This is a genomic window from Paenibacillus provencensis, assembly GCF_042678545.1.
GTDB lineage: Bacteria > Bacillota > Bacilli > Paenibacillales > Paenibacillaceae > Paenibacillus > Paenibacillus provencensis.
The window spans coordinates 1,548,064-1,569,787 of record NZ_JBHTKX010000001.1; the positions used below are offsets into that span (position 1 = coordinate 1,548,064).

The window sequence follows — 21,724 nt, forward strand, 5'->3', positions numbered from 1 at the left end:
ATTTTACAACCAGTTAGCCTAAACTGAACTAATGAATATATCACAGCCCGAGCAAATTCTTTATGACAATGAAAACAACGGGGACAAACAGAGCCGGGATCAAATTCATCGTTTTAAAATGCTTGATACCCAGGATGCTGAGCCCAGAACTTAGAATAAGCACTCCGCCAACGATCGAAATTTCCGTGAGCAGCTCGGGCGTGATATACCCAGATACCGCACCTGCCAGCATATAAATCAATCCCTGCCAGCAGAGCAGCACAACTGCTGACCAGGCAATACCAAATCCAAATGTGGACGCCAGCACCATAGAAGTGATGCCATCCAGCATTGCATTTGACAGCAGGTAGGTATGATTACCGTTCAATGCACTTTCAATGGGTCCTACGATGGATAATGTACCGATACAGAACAGCATGATTGCTGTCGATAATCCTTCCGCCAGATTCCCTTTGGAGATGCGGGATACGGCGCTTTTGAAGCTGCTCTCAAGATTCAGCCTCTCTCCAATCAGACCACCTACGGCAAGACTGATAATGAACAGGACGGGGTAATGACTGTCAGGCAAGTATTTAACGATGGAGTTAATGCCTAGCGCGGTAACAGCAAGTCCCATAGCCTGCATCAAGATGTCCTGGTAGCGCTCCCCGATTCCCTTCTTAAATAAGCTTCCCAGTGCACTTCCCACCAGGATCGTTGCTACATTTACAATCGTTCCAATCATCTAATTCCTCTCCCACTTGAGTTGTTGTTAAACACAGAATAAACCCTCCAGTTACTGGAGGGTCAATGTTATTTTACAGGGATCTGTATTTCTGTGACGAACTTGGAAGCATCCTGGGTCAGTCCATAATCAATATAGGTTATTTCCAGTCCATCATCATACATCTGATAGCCATTATCTTCAATGAAATTGATAAGCTGTTCATAATACGGGGCCGCATCTTCATGTGTACCTGCAAACCGAATAGTTATATTTCTACTTTGTGAAAGAAGCTTCTGCCCTTGATGAAGTTGCTTGCTCTGTTCCTCAACAACAACAAAGATCGAATCATACTCCTCAAAGCGTCGGGCAACTAAGCTTTCTAGTGCAATAGATAGTCCCACTTTACCTAGAAATATCGTTGATTTCATCTTGGTTTGATTCTCAAGCATACGAATCGGCAATTCTAAATTATCACTTTTATGTATCTTATGCTTAAGAACTACAATCGCTCTTTCGGGCAGCTCAACCTCACGAATTTTATACAGCTCATTTACATTCGCTGCATCCTTGATTTGATGAATCCGGCTTTCAATCTTTTGCTTAATTTGGGTAAACTCATTGATTTTATTTACGGTTCGCTCATACTGATCCTGAAGCAGCTGTAAGATATGATCGATATCGCGATGATCGAGAAACTGCTTGATCTGTTTGAGCGGAACTCCGAGCGCTTTAAGATAGAGGATGGTATTTAGCTGTTCAAATTGATCTATGGAGTAATAGCGGTATCCCGTAGATGTGTCGATGGATGCCGGCCTAAATAAGTCTATTTCATCATAATAGCGAAGTGTGCGAATGTCGATTTGAAAGAGCTTTGAGATCTCTCCGATCATGAATAAGTTGTCCATCTCTATCCTCCTATGTCTTATCTAGATCAATATAACATAGTGCAAAAATGGAGGGAAATACAATAGAGTATGAACTTGAGATATGAAATGACTTATCCAGTGACTTATTACTCAGCTTTCTCTCTTAAGCAGCCTATGGTTTACAATTAACAATGCTCCTACCATGACCAAGATCGCGGCAGCCCACCAGAACGTATCTATTGCGCGGTCATGCTCAATCAGAATCAATCGAATGACAGCCGTAATTCCAATGTAGATAAAGTATCGCAGTGGAAAATGAAACCCTGTGCTGAAATACTTGATAATTAACGCGATAAACTCAAAATAGAGAAAGAACACAAGCAGATCATCCGTAAACTCATAATAGGATTTGTCGTTCTCCGCAGGGAGAACAACATATGCAAATATATCCCAGGTTACTTTGAATAAGGATATACACAAGAGCAGCCCCACCAGCAGCAGGCAAATATTTAATATGTGCTGCAGCACCTGAGGCAATTTTTCACTATATTTCACGGGTACCTACCCCTTGCCTGTATTTGTCATCAAATTCGAGAGATAGCTTAACCATTAATTCATTGTTTAATTCGTATTTAATCCCAGCCAGACAGGTCCCATCTCTACAATTCACTGAGACCATTCTGTTATTCAACCGAGCTTCCGCACAAAAAAACAAGCACCATACGGCGCTTGCTCTTCTTCATACTTATTTTCTAGACTTATCTGGCGTTTTATTTGCGGCTTCTTCCAATCGACGATATCGTTTCAAGTCTGCCTTCCTAATCGGGAGAGGTTCTTTTCTAAGCAGCTTTACAACAGCGATGATTAATAGTAGCAATATAACTGTAAAAGGCAAAGCGGCTATTAATGAGGCTGTTTGCAGAGCCCCCAGGCCGCCGCTGTATAATAGAACTCCTGCGATGGCAGCCATCAGTGTTCCCCACACGATCTTCGCCGTCATTGGCGGATTGAGGCTACCTTTCGTTGTCATGCTGGACAAGATGTAGGTCGCCGAATCGGCTGAGGTTACGAGGAAAGTGAGAATCAGCAGAATGGACAATATGGACATGATCGTCGACAATGGAAGCTGTCTAAAGAGCTGGAACAATGCCGAAGTGACATCCTCATTAACTGCAGCCGCGATGCCAGTAGCTTCATGAAGATCAAACCAAATGGCCGTTCCACCAAAAGTCGCGATCCAGAGACAGGCAATGAGCGGTGGCACGACCATAACTCCCACGATGAACTCTCGGATCGTTCTGCCCCTTGACACCCTTGCTACAAAAGCACCTACGTACGGCGACCAGGCAATTGCCCAAGCCCAGTAGAATATAGTCCAGTCTCTAACCCAGGTTCCCTCGGTATAAGGCTGTAACCGTAGACTGTATGAAATAAAATTCGTTATGTAGTCACCCAGAGCCAGTGTAAACGTCTCAAGTATGAACACCGTCGGACCGAGAGTAAATACAAAGAGAAGGAACAATAAGGCTACACCGAGATTTAGATTACTTAAATACCTTATCCCTTTATCTAGACCTGTAGTAGATGAAATCATGTACCCAATGAATATAGCGACTAGTATTCCCAGCTGAATAAGTTTGCTGTTGCTAGTTCCTGTAAGAGTACTAAGTCCTCCACTCATTTGCATAACACCTAGACCAATGGAAGTCGCAATTCCCATGACCGTAGCGATGACGGCCAGAATATCGATCGTTTTCTTAACAGCAGGTTTATTACCCGTTACTGGCTCCAGCGCTGTGGATACGAGTCCATCCTTCTCCTTGCGGAATTGAAGAAATGCAATTACGAGACCTACCAGTGCAAATACGGACCATTGACTGATCCCCCAGTGAAAGAAGGAGTATCCCATTGCAACGCGTGCCGCTTCTTCCGTCTGTGATTCCACACCTCCAAACGGAGTATTAAAGAAATGACTCATGGGTTCCGCTACGCCCCAGAATACGAGACCAACACCGAAACCGGCTGAAAACAGCATTCCGATCCATGTGAAAAATGGATACTGCGGCTTTTCTTTCTCGCCACCCAAACGTATGGTTCCATACTTACTGGCAGCCACCCAGATGAGGAACGCAATAATGACAAAGATGGACAGCAGATAAAACCAACCGAAATTATTGGTTGTAAAATTGTACAGCATACTTGTTGTGTTACCGAATGCGACTGGCATCAGAGCACCAAGAACAGCAAGGAGAGTGATGATGATTGCTGAAATGCTGAATACCTTGTCTTTCATTAATTTACGAATCAATAATCCCACCTCTAACCTATTTAGTTATCAATACCTCTACAGTATTCCTATTTAAACCATATTCCATGTATATAAACGGTTAACGACTCTTTTCATTTCTAACTATGATGAGCAATATCTTACAAGAATCACAAGCTTGCTTATAATATAATGACAGCAGAAAGATAGATCATGGAGAGTAGGTGCAGCTAGTGGCTCAAGAGAATAGAATGGTTTGTTATGATACGGATTTACAAGTGGAAGCTTATCGATTTGAAGGAATTATGCAAAAATTCCCCAACCATTTTCATGATTATTATGTATTCGGGTTCATTGAACAGGGGAAGCGTTACTTGGCTTGTAAAAATGAAGAGTACATCATAAATACTGGTGATGTTATTATTTTCAATCCATATGATCCCCATGCATGTGAGCAAGTTGATGGACGAACGTTGGATTACCGCTGTATAAATATACAGCCAAGCATCATGCAAAGATATGTATTTGAAATTACGAGAAAGAAGGAAACGCCTTATTTTAAAGAACCTGTTCTTTGTAATAGTGAAATCGCGGATACCTTGCGCGATTTGCACACGATGATCTCCGAAGGTCAATCTGATTTTAAAAAAGAGGAATTGCTCTTATTTCTTATTGAACATCTCTTAAGAGATCATACCGAGAAGTTTATCTCTTCATATGAACTCTGTCTTCGCACAGAAATCAAAACGGTATGTAATTACATAGATAATCATTTTGATCAAACCATTACGCTTCAGGATTTATGTAAGCTTACTGGTCTTAGTAAATATTATTTGCTTCGTTCGTTTACCAAACAAAAAGGAATTTCACCTTACAGCTATCTAGAGACACATCGCATCATCCATGCCAAAAAGCTTCTAGAGCAAGGCGTTCCTCCCATTGAGGTTGCGATCCGTTCCGGGTTCAGCGACCAGAGCCATTTCACTAATCATTTTAAAAAGCTCATCGGGCTTACGCCAAAACAATATATGAGGATATTTACCGATCAAACATCACCACCCGTATATACGGAGGCCAAGGCATGATGATAAAGAAGCAAGCCGCATCAACGGGACATCTACTCGCAATATTCACGATCTTTGTATGGGGCACGACATTTGTGTCTACTAAGCTTCTGCTGTCTGACTTCAATCCGATTGAGGTGTTGTATTTACGTTTTCTTATAGGATACTGTGTTCTGTTGCTACTCTATCCCCGAATTGTAAATACGAACTCAATTACGGAAGAACTACTGTTTGCAGGCGCTGGATTATGTGGAGTAACCCTTTATTTTCTCTTGGAAAATATCGCGCTGACCCTTACCCTTGCTGCAAGTGTAGGCGTCATCGTATCAGTTGCCCCCTTTTTCACGGCTGTATTCTCACATTTTTTTCTTGAAGGCGAAAAACTTAGCGTATCCTTTATGGTTGGATTTATCATTGCTCTTATCGGTATCGTAATGATCGGGTTTAATGGCAGTTTTGTGCTCAATCTAAATCCTCTCGGTGATTTTCTAGCCTTCCTCGCCCCTATTTTTTGGGCAATCTATTCAGTGCTTATGAGAAAAATCAGCGAAAGGGGCTATCATACTATCGGTTCTACACGAAAAGTGTTCTTCTATGGTTTAGTCTTTATGCTGCCGGCATTGTTCCTATTTGATGTAGAGTTGAGCTTGGCGAAACTAACCGAACCTATGAGTCTGCTGCATCTGCTTTATCTTGGTATTGGCGCATCAGCACTGTGCTTCGTGACCTGGAATAGGGCAGTAGGCATTCTAGGCGCTGTCAAGACAAGTATTTATATTTACATAGTGCCTGTCATTACGGTCATTGCCTCACATTTGGTATTGAGCGAGCCTCTTTCCTGGACTATGGGGATTGGAGCATTCCTCACTTTGGTCGGTTCATTTATTTCTGAACGCAGAACAAATCCGCAATACAGTATTAAAAAAAGGATGGATCTTTGAGGCCAAAAGGCTTCGAAAGATCCATCCTTTTCTTGTATACGATCCATGACATTTTTTTATTCAGCCAGTGCTCTAACTTCCTCATCCGTAAGTGCCTCATTGTATACTTTCACTTCATCGAGGCTGCCGTTTAAATACGGATCTGCCGCATAACGGCTCTTGCCAAGATACGCATCGGTAGAGGTGAGCTCTTTCGGATTAAAAGTAATCTGATCGCTCGTCGTTACGACTTCTCCGTTCACATACAGCTTGCCTGTGTTCCCTTCGAGTGTAACCGCAACATGCGTCCATTCATTCACTGGAAGCTTCGTAGGTGCAAGAAGACTTTGATCTACTCCATTATGAATAGTAAACTGCATGACTCCCAGATGCTGAGAAGGTGTCAGGAACATATGCTTGCCGAGCCCATTGCCAAAATCAAAGACTCGCTGCCAATCTCCCCCGCCGTTCCAGTAAACCCATGCTGCGAATGTGAAGTCTTCTGCATCTGTGACTAACTCAGGCACTTCCACATAACCGTCTGTACCGTTGAATTTGATAGCTTGACCTTGTTTGCCAGATACTTGTGATTCAACTCCGCCGATCAATGTACCATCAAATCCGTTGCTGCTGAGGTCAGGAACCGATGGTCCCGATATTCCTTCAAAATCATATTCGACCAGCTTCGGCCCTTCGATTTCAGCAAGTACAGTTACATTAAACGTCTTGGTATCTCGCACTTTTCCTTTTTGAATGGTGGCTGTAAGCTTCACTACCGCATTGTCTTCGCCAGCTTCGGGTCTTGTGACAATTCCGGCCTTTGATATGACACTTTCATTAGAAGAAGTCCATGAAATCACACTGTCCCTAGTTCCTTCTACAGGCAAATTCATATTTTGATAAATTCCCGCAGTATTGCTTAGATTGAGGTCCTTCTTCACCGCAGCAACGACTTCCTTGTCTTTCATTTCCTCCATTTGGCTGCCCCAGAGTGCAACTCCGGTATCTGACAATGCGCTGAAGGTTACGACATTTTTCTGTGACGATTCGTCCCACTCCTTAGTGAACACTCCTGTATAGGTAACGCCATCTGTCTTAAGAGTGGCAGTTCCGTCTTTATCCAGGCTCCAAGTGCCCTCCACATCACCTCTGATCTTGCCGTTCTTCTCTAGTGTTGCAATGACGGATGTTTTGAGCTCTGCTGAAATGTCTTTGCCATGATTCACAATTTTATAGCTTCCTGCCGCCTCGTTCTTCTTTACTTCCTTCTGCTGGATATCCGTATAGCGGTAAGGCGCTACGACCGGCCATCCTTTGTCATTCATGTACATTTCATGGACGCGAATCTCATGCTCTTCCCCACGTCCAGGGAAACGGGTATGGAAGAACAGCAGATGCTTGCCTGTCTCTTCATCATAATATGCGGAATTGTGGCCTGGAGATATATAGCCAAGGCCCGTGCCTGCTCCCGGATCTCCAAGCTCTCTCGTGAATTGATAGTTCCCCATCAGCTTTACCCCAAAAGGTTCAATAGACCGATCGTCAAACAGAGGCAGCTCCGGATTTGCTTTGACCTGAATCATATCTGTGCCTTCAGCATCCACATACGGACCATCCGGATTTTTGGACCTCGCAACCCTGATGTTATATCCGCCAACGGCATCTAGTCCGCCATAGGATACAAACATATAGTAGTAATCGCTTTCCGGACTATACAAAATATACGGACCTTCAATCCGGCTGTGGTTACCTCCCATCAGCTTCTTGCCATAGCCTTGTCCTGGCAGCTGTTTGCCGGTTACAGGATCTAACTCCAGGATAAAGATGCCTCCTGAATAAGATCCGTATACCATCCACAGCTTTCCGTTCTCATCGAAAAACACATCCGGGTCTACCGCATTCGGATGAATGGTCGCATCGTAAATGGTTCCATCCTCACTCGGCTCGCCCCACATGCCGGATTTCAGCATGATCCCTTGATCTACATAAGGTCCTTCAATGTTGTCCGCCACGGCTACGCCGAGCGCTGATCTTGGAGAATCCCCTTTGCAGGCATTGTAGTACATATAATAACGTCCATCTTCCAATTGAATAACATCGGCTGCCCACAGGGTATTTGTCTGTGCCCATTCAAGCGTTTCCTTGAGCTCTTCCGTAACATTAGGTATTAGTTTGTTGCCATTGGCTACACCAGCGGCGACCATATCCCAGTTCATCAGATCATCTGTCTTCGCCGCAGCAAGATGGGAACCGAACACATAATAGGTATCGTCTACCTTGATAACAGAAGGGTCATGCACGGAGCCTTCCTGAAAAACTGGAGCTTTATTGGCAGGCTTCCCTTTCTTAGCCGTATCCTCCTCTGGACTTGCATATCCCGAAGTTCCAATTACGCCGCATAGTACAGTCAGCGTTGTCGTTAATACGGCTGCTTTTTTGCTTGCTTTGAGTAAATTACGCAAAACATCCCTCTCCTTTGCACCAAAAAAAGTATGAACCTAGAGTCACTTAAAACGCTTACACAAAGAATCGATCGACGTATGAAAAAGACTGAACAAGAAGTATGTATATCGATGAATAGTTTACATATATATAAATATATTTAACTATTTGTTAAATAATAGCATCATCTGTATTCGCTTTCAATGGATTAATTACAAATTGTTCACAAAAGTCTGATGGTACGCATTTCTGAATTGTGCCGGTGTCATGTCATACATTGGGACATTATTTGTCCGGCTGTGCGTTGATGCATGCCGCCGGCGTCCGCATCGTGAAGAGTTAAACCTAAAAAGAGGCTCGTATGAACCCATCTCTCCTACAAAGAATTGGGTTCTAATGCGAGCCTCTTTAAATACTCAATGTTGAATCGTAAATTGATCTAGCAGCTGACCATTTACGTCATAGGCCTCATACTTCAGCGTTTTTCCTGAGATCGAAATCCCGGCATACATCTGTTTATTGTTCTGAAAATGCAGCTTGTGATAGAACTGATCCTCTTTCAACGCATTGAATTTGGGACCACTGGCATTGACCACGACATAAATGGCTCCTTCGTGATGACGTACCATATCGCTTCCATCCCCGGTGACCTTTCCGCCCTTCACAGGATAAGAACGTGAGTACACATGATTGTGACCCTGAAGCACCAGATCAACCTTATATTTATCAATGATTCTAGACCACTCTATTAGCTTTTTCGTAATATTGCCGCCATAGATTGGACGATGCATCGCCACGATTTTCCATTCGCAGTCAGCTCCCGCCAGATCGGCTTCGAGCCATTTCGTTTGCTGCTTAATGCACATCTCCGTATTCAGTACCGCAATATGCAAGAAGCCATAATTGAAGGAATAGTTCGTCTGTGTTCCCGCCAGCGCATGGGCTCCATTCTCTGGAAGATGAAAATAAGAAGCATAACGGGCTGCTCCGACGTCTTTGACATCATTATTACCGATTACCGGAACGATCGGCGTCTCTCCAATCTAGGTGGTGCTGGCATTAAAAAAATGGTTCCATGCACTCTTCTTGGCTGCTGTTTCAACCAGGTCTCCGGCATGCACAACGAAGTCAGGATTTGCATAGCGGGCAAAGGCCTGCTTCATCGTATCCTCCCAGAGACGAAAATCGGTCACTGTGTCAGCTTGGGAATCGGTCACATAGATAAGTGATACCTCTGATATCTCTTCCTGTGCCGTCATAAAAGCATGAGGCTCACTCCAATGTCTCCCGCTGCTGTCTCCTACCCGATAACTGTACATCGTACCCGGCTCAAGATCTGCTGCCACCGCTCGATGAACAGCTATTTCGTTACCGTCCTGTCTGATAACAGAAGTGCTGGCTTCATAGCTTGCGACAGAGTTATGCTGGAAGTCTAACGCATTACCCTTTGTGATTTGCAGCTGAGCGCTGCCATTCGTATCACGGCTGTGCCAGGTAAATGCTCTGCTGGTTGACGGATCGCCTTGGATCGTCATCACAATCTGCAGTGGTATCTTAGGAGCTCTCCTCTGTAAAATCGACTGAAGGATGAGGAAGCCACAGATTACAGCTATAGCAATCAGAATGATCCATATTATCAAATTCATGATTATCTCCTGCTTTCCGCTTCGATCCGCTCTCGCGAAGGAGCAGACCACTCGCCTGTCTATTTCAATATATACCCGGTCCGTTTCCTTCCTCAAACTCATTAGAGATATAATGGATATGTGTACTCAAAAGACAAAACATCAATAGAAGTATAAAGATCCCATTGATGTTCCGTCTTTTTCTATGATTTTCTTCGCATGCTGCGGATCAACACTTTTTGCTCAGCACTTACTTGATATGATTCGGTTATTTTTTGCAGTGCCTTGTTATAAGTGAACCTATCTAGTGAGCTGCTCTGCAAATATATCAGCGTAGGCTCCGGCATTTTGATATAACAAATAGATATCGCCCAAGCGACAGCCATCTGAACATAATATTCCTCGCTGTGTATTGTGTCGAGCTTGTGCAGCACCTGATCAATATATTCTTCATCAACAAAATAAGTAAGAAGCATCACGACACCAAAACGAATATGGTAGGTATCCTGGGATGACAGATAAGGGATAACAAAATCCCATACGCGTGCTCTGTTCTTCTTCGTTATCTTAAGTCCGCTGCAAAAACTGTCACAGATTGACCAATTATTGATCTTGGGTATAAAAACAGCTGCGTATTCCAGCAATTCGTCAATATCTGTCTTGACGTAGCCGATCACCATCGCCTGCAGCATCACTTCTTCAAAATACTCATCTTCCGCCTGATTAAGATATGTACGCCAATCGCCTTTGGCAATCGACTTGGCCAGCTTATGCAGCTCAGGGTGCCTAACACCCAGTAGATTCGTGATATTGGGTATCAGCCGGGCTGTAAACTGCTGATATTTCACATCGGATAATTCAAGTAATTGTTCCTTTAATTGATTATTCATGGGCAGTCATTAACTCCTTTAAATCTCGTCTGTTGTTTCAACATTTTTACATTATAGCACATATGTTCGCTAAGATAACGAATTCAAGCGTCGGTAAATTGAACAAGGAACCGGTTCACAAGATGCTAACCGATTCCTTTGTAAAATAGATATAGACGGATACACAAATTTTGGCCTTCTTTAATACAGTAATAGCATCATAAGGAGGCCTAAGATATATGCTGATATTTGATAAAGAATATATAGAGCACGCATCACTTGGTGGCTGGATGGAAGAAGCTTATCGTTTTTTCTCAATGAAAATGTCTGATACAGAGCATAAATTCCCTTGCATCCCTGCAACAATTGGCCATAAATTGAATCATTTCCGCTATGTATTTCTTAGTGATCCCAGATCTGAACAAGCTTCAGAGCAATTGGCAAACAGCCTTGCTGTCTATGGAGAACAGTCAAAAGAAATCGGTAACTACACCTCACTCATTGCCATTTTTGAAACCCCGGCGGATCTTGTCGAGAAATATCAAGTGGAAGAGTACCGATCCTTGTTCTGGGATGTGCTTAGTCAAACGAGTGCGTTGGATGAACAGCCATGGCCAGCTCATATTCCGCAAGAACCGGATCATAATGTGTGGGAATATTGCTTTGGTAACGAACAATATTTTATGTATTGTGCAACTCCTGCTCATCAGAGAAGACAAAGCCGGCACTTCCCTTATTTTATTTTTGCCATTACCCCTCGCTGGGTGCTTACTGAATTCAACAAGAACGTGTCAGCCGCTGCTCAAATCAAGAAAAAAATTCGAGAAAGAATTACCGAGTATGATGAAACGGGTATTCATCCAGACTTGAATTTCTATGGCAGTGAGGACAATTTTGAATGGAAGCAATATTTTCTCAGTGATGATGATCAGCCGGCTGCAGGTAAATGTCCTTTTGCTCATCTGCACATGAAGAAGAGTTAAGCATAATAATGAGCAGCAGCGATCATATATTGACAAGCACTGCTGCAGCTACTTCACCGGAATCCAGATTTCTGAATCACAATCCAGACTGTACGGATCCTGATCTGTATAATACTCGAACTGTATTAAAGCCTGACTGCACATAACCACTGGAAGGAAGCCACTCCCCATAAATCTGCTTCCAAACATTTTGCATCGCATTTAGGCATAGGACCACGTACTTCAATACCGCCTACTTTCAATCTCATATGTTCTCCATTGCATAGTGGAAAAATCTCGATGAGCAAAAAGCCCTCTGATCACACGCTGAAAAAGCGGTTCTGAGAGGGCAGTCTTAGTTCATCTAGTTATTCCACTGTAGCCGGGTCCATCCACATGATCTCCCACAGGTGTCCGTCCAGATCCTCGAAGCTTCTTCCATACATAAAACCATGGTCCTGTGGCTCGCTATATGATCTTCCACCCGCAGCCAATGCTTTCTCAACAATTTCGTCTACCTGTTCCCTGCTGTCCGCCGACAAGCATAGAATAGCCTGCGCTGCTGATTTAGCATCTGCTATCGGTTTATCAATAAAATCCTTGAAACGCTCTTCGGTTAGCAGCATAGCATAGATGTGGTCGCTGATAATCATGCTGGTTGCATTCTCATCGGTAAACTGCTCATTAAATGCAAAACCAATGGAAGAGAAAAATGCGATGGAGTTCTTTAGATTTTTGACAGGAAGATTTACAAATATTTGTTTGCTTTGAAGAGCCATAAGTCACCTCATCTATTAGGATGAGCAGATTATACCAATATTTTACTGTTTTGGACATCCTTATTTTTGTAAAAATCGCGATTTCCATCACTCTTATCCAGCAGGCTCAAGTTACTACAATTCCAGCTGCACTTGGGTCTCTGCAATCTCCTGGCCGTTCAATAGCAATATGATCCGGTGCAAGCCCGGGTAATGACGGCGTGTTGTCAGGTCAGCCCAGCGATGAATTCTGGAACCACTAAGCCTCGCTCCTTCCTGGGCAGTCTTGTCAGATAGAAGGAACTTCTTACGTGACACCTTGCCGCTGGATTTTACAAAATCTATTCCGTATTCCAATCGGATACGAGCGGTTCCGCTTGTGCGAATAAGGAGATTATACTTGAGCTCTGTAACGTCTCCGATTCGGATCTGATCCGGCGTTACGATAATCTCAGCGTCTTCTGCCAGTGGCACTTCTTTGGAAGAGGCTGTATAGCCAAACAAGGCCATAACCTCTGGGGCAGCCTTTTTAATTAAACCACGGCAGCCATGTCTTACAATCCAGTCCGTATGCGAATGCTGTCCAATCCATTTCTGAGCAATATGAAGTACAATCTCTGGATGGTCCTTTGCAATGTCATTCAGGTTGTTAGCGACACTTTTGCGAACATATAACGAAGGATCGGCTTTCAATTGAGTCAGTATGGGCAGGATCGGAGCAGGATCCTGTTTAAATTCAGTCAGTGCTTGTCCCCATGGTAGTCTTGGCCTGCAGCCTTCACTTGCGAGTCGCCGAACATGCTCATTCTCGCTCATAGACCAAGCGCGCATTTGCTTCATCATCCGTTCAGGATTCTGTATAATAAACGGCCTCACTGCAAATTCAGCGGAAGATTGCTGTGTAAATGCCTCAAGTGCTCGCATGGACAGCTCAAAATGCTCATTGGCTTGACCATATACCTCCACATAATCTGGAAGAATCAGATAAGGAAAACCAGAGCAATGCCGGTTCACTTCAAGTAAAATATCTATCGCATCCTCATATCGATTAGGCAATAAAGCTCCAAGTACGTTGGATATGTGACGGATTCGGGCTTTAAGAGCAAGCTCCTCCCAATGATCATTCATCACTTTCTCTACGAAAGCTTCAACCGGAAAGGAAGAATCGACAGCCTGTATCGTTTGCCCCAAATTCATTAAAAAGGAGGGGCTGTATATATTTTTTAATGGTTCTGCCATGTAATTAATTCTCCTCGTCTTAAGTGTATTGATGACACAACATCCAGAAGCTTCTGTAATGCTGCTACTCCTCGTATTTGTTCTTTTAATGCATAATCAATATAGGCAAGTTACTTTATATGGAAGTTATGGAAGGTGAGGATGACGGATGCATGGCAGGATTTGTTGATCCATTCAGAAATTTATGGTGGGTTCAATCGAAAAAATAACGTTGTCATGGTTTGAATAAATGTGGAAAAAGAAGTACCTGACAATGCAGGTACTTCTTAACCGCAATTCTTCTGACTGAAAGTTATGCGTGGAATCTAAGTCCGTCATAAACGGCTTCAACGTAACCGGCACGAATGACGAAATCACCGAAATGCTCTCCGTCCTCACGTTCTTTAGCATATCTTGCGATGATCTCATCAAGTGATTCCAAAATCTCTTTTTCCCCGATATTCTCTTTATACAGCTTGTTAAGACGTGAACCGTTAAATGCGCCACCCAAATACATATTGTATTTACCAGGTGCCTTGCCGATGAAGGATAGCTCAGCCAGCATCGGTCGGGCACATCCGTTAGGGCAGCCAGTCATACGAATAACGATTTCCTTCTCACGAAGACCATTGCTCTCCAGTATATACTCGATTTTTTCCATAAGAGTAGGAAGGTAACGTTCTGATTCAGCCATCGCAAGTCCGCATGTAGGGAGTGCAACACAGGCCATGGAATTTCTACGAAGCGCTGAATAATGAAGCCCATCGGTCAACCCGAATTCAGCGATCAGCTTCTCAATCTTCTTCTTGCTATTCGGACCCACATTACCGATAATCAAATTCTGATTCGCAGTGAGACGGAAGTCGCCTTTGTGGACCTTGGCAATTTCACGAAGACCTGTCATCAGCGGATATTCATCGAGGTCGACAATTCGTCCGTTCTGAATAAACAGGGTGAAGTGCCATTTGCCATTGCTGCCTTGAACCCAGCCATAACGGTCACCATTGTGATCAAATTCAAAGGGACGAGCAGCTTCCAAAGCATAACCGAGACGTGTGGTCAGTTCATTCTTCAGCCAATCCAGTCCCCGATCATCTACTGTATATTTGAAGCGTGCGTGCTTACGAACGGCACGATCGCCGTAATCACGCTGGATCGTCACAATTTTCTCTGCCACATCCACCATTTGCTCTGGTGTGCAGAAACCGATAACTTTACCTACCTGTGGATAGGTTTTGGTATCCCCATGCGACATGCCCATACCCCCGCCTGCAGTCACATTGAATCCTTTCAATTTGCCATCCTCCACGATAGCGATATACCCAAGATCCTGGGAGAATACATCGACATCATTGGATGGAGGCACTGCGATACCGATCTTGAATTTACGCGGCAGATATACCTCACCATAGATAGGCTCCTGCTCTACATCATGATCACGACTGTCAATGACCTTCTCTTCGTCAAGCCAGATCTCATGATACGCTCTTGTACGGGGATCAAGATGATCACTAACCTTACTAGCCCATGCATACACTTCTTCATGTACTTCGGACTGATAAGGATTCGGATTGCACATGACGTTCCGGTTCACATCGCCGCATGCAGCAAGTGTACTCAGCAGAGCGTCGTTCACTTCACGAATCGTGTTCTTCAAATTCCATTTCAGTACACCGTGAAGCTGGAAGGACTGACGGGTCGTCAGCCTGATTGTACCGTTCCCGTATTTATGGGAGATACGATCCATCATCAGCCATTGATCCGGCGTCACCACACCACCAGCAGCCCGAACGCGAAGCATGAACTGGTAAGCTGGCTCCAGCTTCTGCTTGGCTCGTTCGTTGCGAAGATCACGGTCATCCTGCATGTAGCTGCCGTGATGCTTCATCAGACGGTTATCATCCTCTGGTATAGATCCTGTAATCGGATCTTTCAATGTTTCAACAAGACTGCCTCTTAAATAATTGCTTTGACGCTTTATATCCTCCACATCGCTGTGGGGTGCATTTTGTGGCGGGTAAAGTTCATTTAGTGCCATGCTAGTATCTCCTTCCGGTATGAAAAGACTTCCTTAATAAACATCGCGTTGATATCGTTTGTCCTGCTTTAATTGAATGAGATAGTCGGTTGCCGCTTCCATCGTCATACCGCCTTCCTGTACGAGAATGGCTCCAAGTGTAGAATGGACATCATGAGCCATCTTCTTCTCATCTCCACAGACGTAGATGTAAGCACCTTCCTGAAGCCACTCGTACAGCTCTCGGCTTCTCTCGAGCATCCGGTGCTGAACATATACCTTCTCATCTGTATCTCTGGAGAAAGCGACATCCATACGAGTCAGCACACCATCTGCGAGCCAGCGCTGCCACTCCACCTGATACAAGAAGTCCGTTGCGAAATGCTGATCTCCATAGAACAGCCAGCTCTTGCCCCCGGCTCCTTGCTCTTCTCTCTCTCCGAGGAATGCGCGGAAAGGAGCGACTCCCGTGCCTGGTCCAATCATGATAATCGGTGCATCGGGGTTAGCTGGAAGCTTAAAGTTATCATTATTCTGAATAAATACAGGAAGCTGATCTCCTGGTTCAATTCGTTCTGCCAGCTGGACGGAGCAGACACCGTAGCGATCCCGGCCGCTAGCTTGATAACGTACCGTGCGCACTGTCAAATGCACTTCGTCAGGGTATGCACTTGGACTGCTTGCAATGGAATACAAGCGTGCCGGAATTTTACGAAGCAAAGAAACGAATTCAGATGCGGTCACACCTCGTAGATTAAAGTCCTGGATCAAATCCAGCAAATCATGATCATTGATATAATTGCGAAGTTCTTGTTCATTACCGGGTTCGACCAGCTTTCTGAGCTGAGCATTCGAGGTCAAATTCACAATTTGTTCGAGCAGCGGCTTCGTAAGTACGGTGATTTCAAAATACGTCGTTAGAGCCTCATTTAAAGGGAGTGTATCGCCTTTTTTGGAGACTTGAATCACCTCTTGACCGTTCCACCCCGCTGCAGCAATGATCTCTTCTACTAGTAAAGGATGATTCTGAGGGATGATACCCAAGCTGTCCCCTGGCTCATAACTGAGTCCAGATCCTTCTAAAGATAACTCTATATGTCTCGTTTCACGATCGGACCCGCGTCCGTTCAAATTCAAGTTCTCAAGCACTTCGGCTTGAAACGGATTCGATCTGGTGAACTCTGATTCCGTACTGGTAGAGGCTGCCGCACCTACACTACTGACATTTACTGGTGTTAATGCACTTGCAGTACTCAGCTCGGACAGGACTTGATTCATCCATTCTGCTGCAGACTCTTCAAAATCGACGTCACAATCGACTCTAGGCGTCAAGCGGCTGCCTCCAAGCTCCTCCAGACGCTTGTCAAAATCCTTGCCTGTTTGGCAGAAGAATTCGTAGGAAGTATCTCCAAGCGCCAGTACAGAGAATTTCAAGTCATCCAGCTTAGGTGCGCGTTTACTGTACAAAAATTCATGGAAAGCAATCGCACTGTCTGGCGGTTCTCCTTCTCCATGTGTACTGATAACAATAAGCAGATTCTGAACCTTCCTGAGATTGTTCGGTTTAAAATCACTCATGGAGCTGGTTGTCACTTCAAAACCCTGCTCCTGAAGCTTCTTGCTGAATTTCTTGGCAATTCCGCTGCTATTTCCCGTCTGAGAGCCGAACAACACCGTAATCTCTTTGCTGATTGCAGGTGCAGGTGCCGCAGGCTGACCGACTGCATTCAGAGCCGGAGCTTCTGCCATTGATGTCGCAGCCACTCCGCTTGCTTGAATCGCCGTTAAATAGCCGCTAAGCCAAATACGCTGTGTCTCACTAAATGTCGGTAATAGTCGATTTAATAGTTCTGTCTGTTCCTGAGTAAATGGGCTGTTAATCACTTGGAGTTCCAATAATATCCACCTCGGATGCTTTGATAATAATTCTCAGTAAGTTTGTCAGAATTAATTTGTCTCTACTGAAACTATCACAGCTCCAGAAACTGGTCAATTAGTTTCATCTTATAAAACCTATCAGCTTTTCTGATAAAAGGTGCTTTTTCGTGAATAAGGGTTAAATATGTAAAATTATTCTGATAAATAGAAAACTCTCCCTTTAAATTAAGGAGAGTTTCTTAGAGCTACTAGAATTTTATAGAAAGATACTGATTTGACTATGGGTTAGTCTCTAGAATTTTCTTTCATTTTAATAACAACAGCTGTCAGCGGCTCAAGCGTAATGGAGGTCTTGGTCAGCTTAAACCCTGATTTGTCAGAAACCGCCTTAACTCCAGCTTCATCCTGATCCACGACAACGGTTCCTTTCGTAAGGTCTGTGCTCAGACTAAACGTTCTTGTGGTTTGATCCGCATTAACAAAAACATAGTACGTTCCAGTCTTATCCGTTGACTTGTTCTTGTATGCAATGATTAAATCCTCGCTGTTCATTTCCGGTGTCTCAATTAGAGATATGTTCTTATTCACTAAAGCGTCATCTCCCAGACGGAAGGCATTGGTCGATTTCCTAAGTTGAATGAGACCCTCCGTATATTCACGAGTTACACTATTAACGGGATACTTCTTACTGTCCAGTGCCATACTCCAATCGAACTTGTTAATCGCATCCGAAGAATCATAAGAATCATGAATAAAATAGCCAAACACTTCACCCGTTTCATCTGACAGTGCGTGATATTTCTGCTCCGGCAATCCTTCTCCATGCCACTGCTTCGTGCGTCCGTATTCCTGTCCAGCATGTAGAAATGCTGTTCCCTGAGAAGTCAGGACCATCAGATTCCCAAGCCTGATTCGCTTATGAATTTCGAGATCATTTTCCGGTATTGACGGATCCTTCTTGATCGATTGCGCAATGACATCATATAGCGGAAGATTATCGTGAGCTTCAATATATTGCACCATATCTCCAGGATCGTCCGCCGGCGTGTTTGTCGGCTGCCCTTTAATATTGCTCATGATCAGGTTGATATCTCTGGCACCACCGGTTAGGAATCTGGGCTCTCCTTCAGATCCAAACCCGGATTTCAACTCATTTCGAATCTCATCGGAAAATACACCCACATCGTCTGTCTTGTCCATCCAATCCTGATCCGCACCAAGTCCGGCAAGCTCAGGATCTGCATTTGCTCCACTGAAAGTTCTCCAGCCCTCACCAATGAATAGAGCATTCGGATTCAGCTTGGCAGCTGCATCGTAAACTTTTTGAATGGAATCCGAAGTTGCATCACCCATCATATCGAATCGCATCCCATCAATTTTGTACTCATCAAACCAGTATTTTACGGAATCGACCATCAATTTCTCGGCCATAAGATGGTTCGTAGCCAGGTTATTGCCAAAACCACCGACGTATGCACCATTGCTGTCCTTCCATGCATAGTAATTCGGAACGATATCATTCAGAAGATCGGCATTCGCCATATGCGTATAAACGACATCCAGAATTACGCCCATACCTGCATCATGAATTGCGTCAATCATGTTCTTAAGCTCTCTGATCCGAAGCTCTGGATTCGTGGCATCCTCGGAATACGCCCCATCAGGAGAGAAGTAATTATGTGGATCATATCCCCAGTTATATTCGTTGCCTCCGGCAGAATACTCAAGTTCTCTGTCACCCATCTTCGTCTCATCCCCATAGTACCAAGCCATGACCGGGAGAAGCTGTACGTGAGTAACTCCAAGTGATTTCATGTAGTCCAATTTGTCTTCTAATGCGCTGTAAGACCCCCATCTGGATGTTAAGTCACCTTGAATGGAAGGATCAGAAGTATAATCACGAACGTGCAGCTCCCATATAATTGCATCCTCCCTCTCCTTATAACCATCAATCTTGGCATAGTTATAACCCTTAGGATCTGTATTGTTCAGATCAACGATGGCTGCTTTGCCAACGACATCACCGTCTTGACCCGCAGCGCCTGAGGTATCGACCTGAAATGCTGCCATCGATTTGGCATAAGGATCAAGTACTTTTCGGCTTATCCCATTGTTTACGACCTCATATTGGTAGAAGTAATTTTTAAGATCCTTTACGCCAAGCTCCTCCGGGCGAACTACCGTCATCCAGACCCCTTGCTCTTTAAGGGTCAGCTCTTTGGATCCAATATAAGCAGATGCATCCTTCTTGTCATATACATTTAGCTTTACCGAGCTTGCAGTCGGTGCCCATAGCTTGAAGGTAACTTTTTTCTTACTGTATGTAGCACCGAGGTCGTTACCCTTATAAGCATATAATTTATCAATGACACTCCAATGAAGCTCCGCCTTAACCGATATACCTGCATAGGTAATTGTAAGTGGAAGTCTGTTCAGATCAAAGGCAGCAGTAATCACTGCTGTATTCTCCTCCGTTATTTTGACTTCACTTATCTCAACTGGCGAACCGTCCTGATCTTCAATGATCAATTCTTTGCTTATCGAATCCGGAGTAAGTCCTTCGGTTCGAGTAAATCGAAGCTCGATCTGATCCTTTGATGTGACTGTGGCAGCCGTGACTCCTGTAGCCATCTCACCATAGGGTGAGACATAGACCTGATCGTCACCTTCTCTAATCCATAGATGATTATAATGCTGAAGCAGGCTGAAGCTCTTATCCCCACCATCCTTCTCTTCTCCATTATTGCGATTGACGATTAGGAATCCGAGCTTCGTTGCATCCTCTTTTAGCGGAACATCAATGTAGGCTCCATATTTATCCGTCTGTTTGTTTGTAAAAGGAAGCGCACCCTTGGGCCAATCCGTTGAAGGCGATTTCACATCTTCCCATAACCATAATCCATATTCATTGTAATCTTGATCTGCGCGAGAATAATGGATCCGTACGACATCATCAGCTAAAGGTACAGGTTCAAACAGCAGAATCTCATCGGATCCTTGTTCAACCCACACCTCATTCATACCTGTTGAATTAAGCTCCAGAAGCTTATCTCCCCCTTCCTTCTCTCCAGTCGTCCGATTTACGATAAGAAATCCGACTTTCTTGGCATTGGTTTTGAGAGGAATATCTACGAATGCGCCGTAAGAATCCTGCTGTTCAGCTGTAAAAGGGATGGCGCCTTGAGGCCACTCTGCTGATGGAAGCTCCACATCTTCCCATACCCATACACCCAAATTCTCTCCCGCACCCTCATAATGAATCCTCAAGTTCTGCTCCGGTACGGATTGAATGGTATGATTCTCCTGTGCTTGAGCAGGGACAATCCATATACTTGTCAAGATCATAACCATTACGATGAACACCGTCATCCCTATTCGAAAAGAACGAAACTTACGCATGAACATTCCTCCGATTCTATAGATTGAAATACACATTGAATTGGAACCGTTTGCACAAAAAGTCGAATATGATTGAGCCTTGTCAGTATACTTCTTCATGCTCAGAAAAAGCGTAACTATGCACCTCCGTTCTGTTATACACAAATAATCTTTTAATTGTCTGCTCATGGCATTAGCCAGAAACATATTCCTTATGTTGAATATAATGAAACCGCTTGCATCAATATATTACATTTGCTTCATGATTATCGTCAACCATTAATTACCATCCCCCGTGATAAACAGTTCTTAAGAACGATATATTTTTGATATAATCAAATCAATTTCATAATACCTTTAGCTGCTTAAATCAAGGAATGTTTCAACATAAGGAGATATGATACATATGCAGCCCTTTACCGCAGAAGTGATTCGAATCATTCAATCCATCCCAGAGGGAAAGGTAATGACCTACGGACAAGTCGCGGCCATGGCAGGAAGCCCTCGGGCGGCGAGACAGGTCGTCCGGGTACTCCACTCCATGAGTGAGAAGCATGCACTTCCCTGGCATCGAGTCGTAAATAAGTTCGGAGAAATAGCCATAGTTGAGGACGAGCACCGATTGATCCAAGAGATGAAGCTGCAAGATGAAGGTGTAGAGATTGGACTCGACCGGCGAATCGATTTATCCAAATATCAGGCGTGAAAATGAAGAAGAGGAGTACTCGGACTATATGCCGGTACTCCTCTTCTCA

Annotated in this window: 17 protein-coding genes; 4 read left to right on the top strand and 13 right to left on the bottom strand. The window is 44.1% G+C overall.

Translation table 11 applies throughout. The features are described 5' to 3' along the window. Positions 1 to 40: 40 nt before the first annotated feature. From ACFQ3J_RS07425 to ACFQ3J_RS07440, 4 genes are all read right to left on the bottom strand, one after another. Positions 41 to 724 (bottom strand): DUF554 domain-containing protein, encoded by a 684-nt coding sequence (locus ACFQ3J_RS07425; RefSeq protein WP_251583974.1) that lies wholly within the window; start codon positions 722 to 724, stop codon positions 41 to 43. A gap of 68 nt (positions 725 to 792) precedes the next feature. After that, positions 793 to 1,611, bottom strand: coding sequence for a MerR family transcriptional regulator (locus tag ACFQ3J_RS07430; RefSeq protein WP_251583973.1), 819 nt, complete (start codon positions 1,609 to 1,611; stop codon positions 793 to 795). Positions 1,612 to 1,722: 111 nt separating this feature from the next. Next, a complete protein-coding gene (gene psiE, locus ACFQ3J_RS07435; protein ID WP_091156238.1) occupies positions 1,723 to 2,127 on the bottom strand; it encodes a phosphate-starvation-inducible protein PsiE in 405 nt (134 codons plus the stop codon). A 190-nt stretch (positions 2,128 to 2,317) separates the two neighbouring features. Next, a complete protein-coding gene (locus ACFQ3J_RS07440) occupies positions 2,318 to 3,865 on the bottom strand; it encodes a BCCT family transporter (RefSeq protein ID WP_379293271.1) in 1,548 nt (515 codons plus the stop codon). Positions 3,866 to 4,089: 224 nt separating this feature from the next. Here ACFQ3J_RS07440 and ACFQ3J_RS07445 point away from each other — a divergent pair, with 224 nt between their 5' ends. Both ACFQ3J_RS07445 and ACFQ3J_RS07450 read left to right on the top strand, forming a co-directional pair. Continuing rightward, positions 4,090 to 4,923, top strand: a complete 834-nt coding sequence (locus ACFQ3J_RS07445; protein WP_251584082.1) for an AraC family ligand binding domain-containing protein — start codon at positions 4,090 to 4,092, stop codon at positions 4,921 to 4,923. Between the two features lie 2 nt (positions 4,924 to 4,925). After that, positions 4,926 to 5,843: a DMT family transporter gene (locus ACFQ3J_RS07450; protein ID WP_379293274.1), complete on the top strand. Its 918-nt coding sequence runs from the start codon at positions 4,926 to 4,928 to the stop codon at positions 5,841 to 5,843. 56 nt (positions 5,844 to 5,899) lie between these two features. Here the strand turns inward: ACFQ3J_RS07450 and ACFQ3J_RS07455 are convergent, their stop codons facing one another. The 4 genes from ACFQ3J_RS07455 to ACFQ3J_RS07470 form a co-directional block, all read right to left on the bottom strand. Continuing rightward, positions 5,900 to 8,284 carry a family 43 glycosylhydrolase gene (locus ACFQ3J_RS07455; RefSeq protein ID WP_251583971.1) on the bottom strand — a complete coding sequence of 795 codons (2,385 nt, stop codon included), beginning with the start codon at positions 8,282 to 8,284 and terminating at the stop codon, positions 5,900 to 5,902. Positions 8,285 to 8,680: 396 nt separating this feature from the next. Continuing rightward, on the bottom strand, positions 8,681 to 9,307 hold the full coding sequence (locus ACFQ3J_RS07460) for a metallophosphoesterase (RefSeq protein WP_379293276.1): 627 nt from the start codon (positions 9,305 to 9,307) through the stop codon (positions 8,681 to 8,683). Continuing rightward, positions 9,308 to 9,910: a fibronectin type III domain-containing protein gene (locus ACFQ3J_RS07465; RefSeq protein ID WP_251583970.1), complete on the bottom strand. Its 603-nt coding sequence runs from the start codon at positions 9,908 to 9,910 to the stop codon at positions 9,308 to 9,310. 182 nt (positions 9,911 to 10,092) lie between these two features. Beyond that, positions 10,093 to 10,779, bottom strand: coding sequence for a DNA alkylation repair protein (locus ACFQ3J_RS07470; RefSeq protein ID WP_251583969.1), 687 nt, complete (start codon positions 10,777 to 10,779; stop codon positions 10,093 to 10,095). 218 nt (positions 10,780 to 10,997) lie between these two features. On the opposite strand from ACFQ3J_RS07470, the gene ACFQ3J_RS07475 reads away from it, so the two are divergent. Next, the gene (locus ACFQ3J_RS07475) at positions 10,998 to 11,741 is read left to right on the top strand and encodes a YqcI/YcgG family protein (RefSeq protein ID WP_251583968.1); all 744 of its coding nucleotides are present in this window, start codon (positions 10,998 to 11,000) and stop codon (positions 11,739 to 11,741) included. Between the two features lie 347 nt (positions 11,742 to 12,088). On the opposite strand, the gene ACFQ3J_RS07480 is transcribed toward ACFQ3J_RS07475, so the two are convergent. The 5 genes from ACFQ3J_RS07480 to ACFQ3J_RS07500 all read right to left on the bottom strand — a co-directional run bounded on the left by ACFQ3J_RS07480 (position 12,089) and on the right by ACFQ3J_RS07500 (position 20,990). Next, positions 12,089 to 12,499, bottom strand: coding sequence for a VOC family protein (locus ACFQ3J_RS07480; protein ID WP_091156219.1), 411 nt, complete (start codon positions 12,497 to 12,499; stop codon positions 12,089 to 12,091). Between the two features lie 114 nt (positions 12,500 to 12,613). Next, entirely contained in the window at positions 12,614 to 13,717 is a 1,104-nt protein-coding gene (locus ACFQ3J_RS07485) for a DNA alkylation repair protein (protein WP_251583966.1), read from the bottom strand. A gap of 292 nt (positions 13,718 to 14,009) precedes the next feature. Beyond that, positions 14,010 to 15,734: an assimilatory sulfite reductase (NADPH) hemoprotein subunit gene (cysI, locus tag ACFQ3J_RS07490; RefSeq protein ID WP_091156214.1), complete on the bottom strand. Its 1,725-nt coding sequence runs from the start codon at positions 15,732 to 15,734 to the stop codon at positions 14,010 to 14,012. Positions 15,735 to 15,767: 33 nt separating this feature from the next. Next, a complete protein-coding gene (locus ACFQ3J_RS07495) occupies positions 15,768 to 17,609 on the bottom strand; it encodes an assimilatory sulfite reductase (NADPH) flavoprotein subunit (RefSeq protein ID WP_251583965.1) in 1,842 nt (613 codons plus the stop codon). 267 nt (positions 17,610 to 17,876) lie between these two features. Beyond that, a complete protein-coding gene (locus ACFQ3J_RS07500; RefSeq protein WP_251583963.1) occupies positions 17,877 to 20,990 on the bottom strand; it encodes a pullulanase in 3,114 nt (1,037 codons plus the stop codon). Between the two features lie 385 nt (positions 20,991 to 21,375). Here ACFQ3J_RS07500 and ACFQ3J_RS07505 point away from each other — a divergent pair, with 385 nt between their 5' ends. Continuing rightward, positions 21,376 to 21,675, top strand: coding sequence for an MGMT family protein (locus ACFQ3J_RS07505; protein WP_091156207.1), 300 nt, complete (start codon positions 21,376 to 21,378; stop codon positions 21,673 to 21,675). Positions 21,676 to 21,724 lie beyond the last annotated feature (49 nt).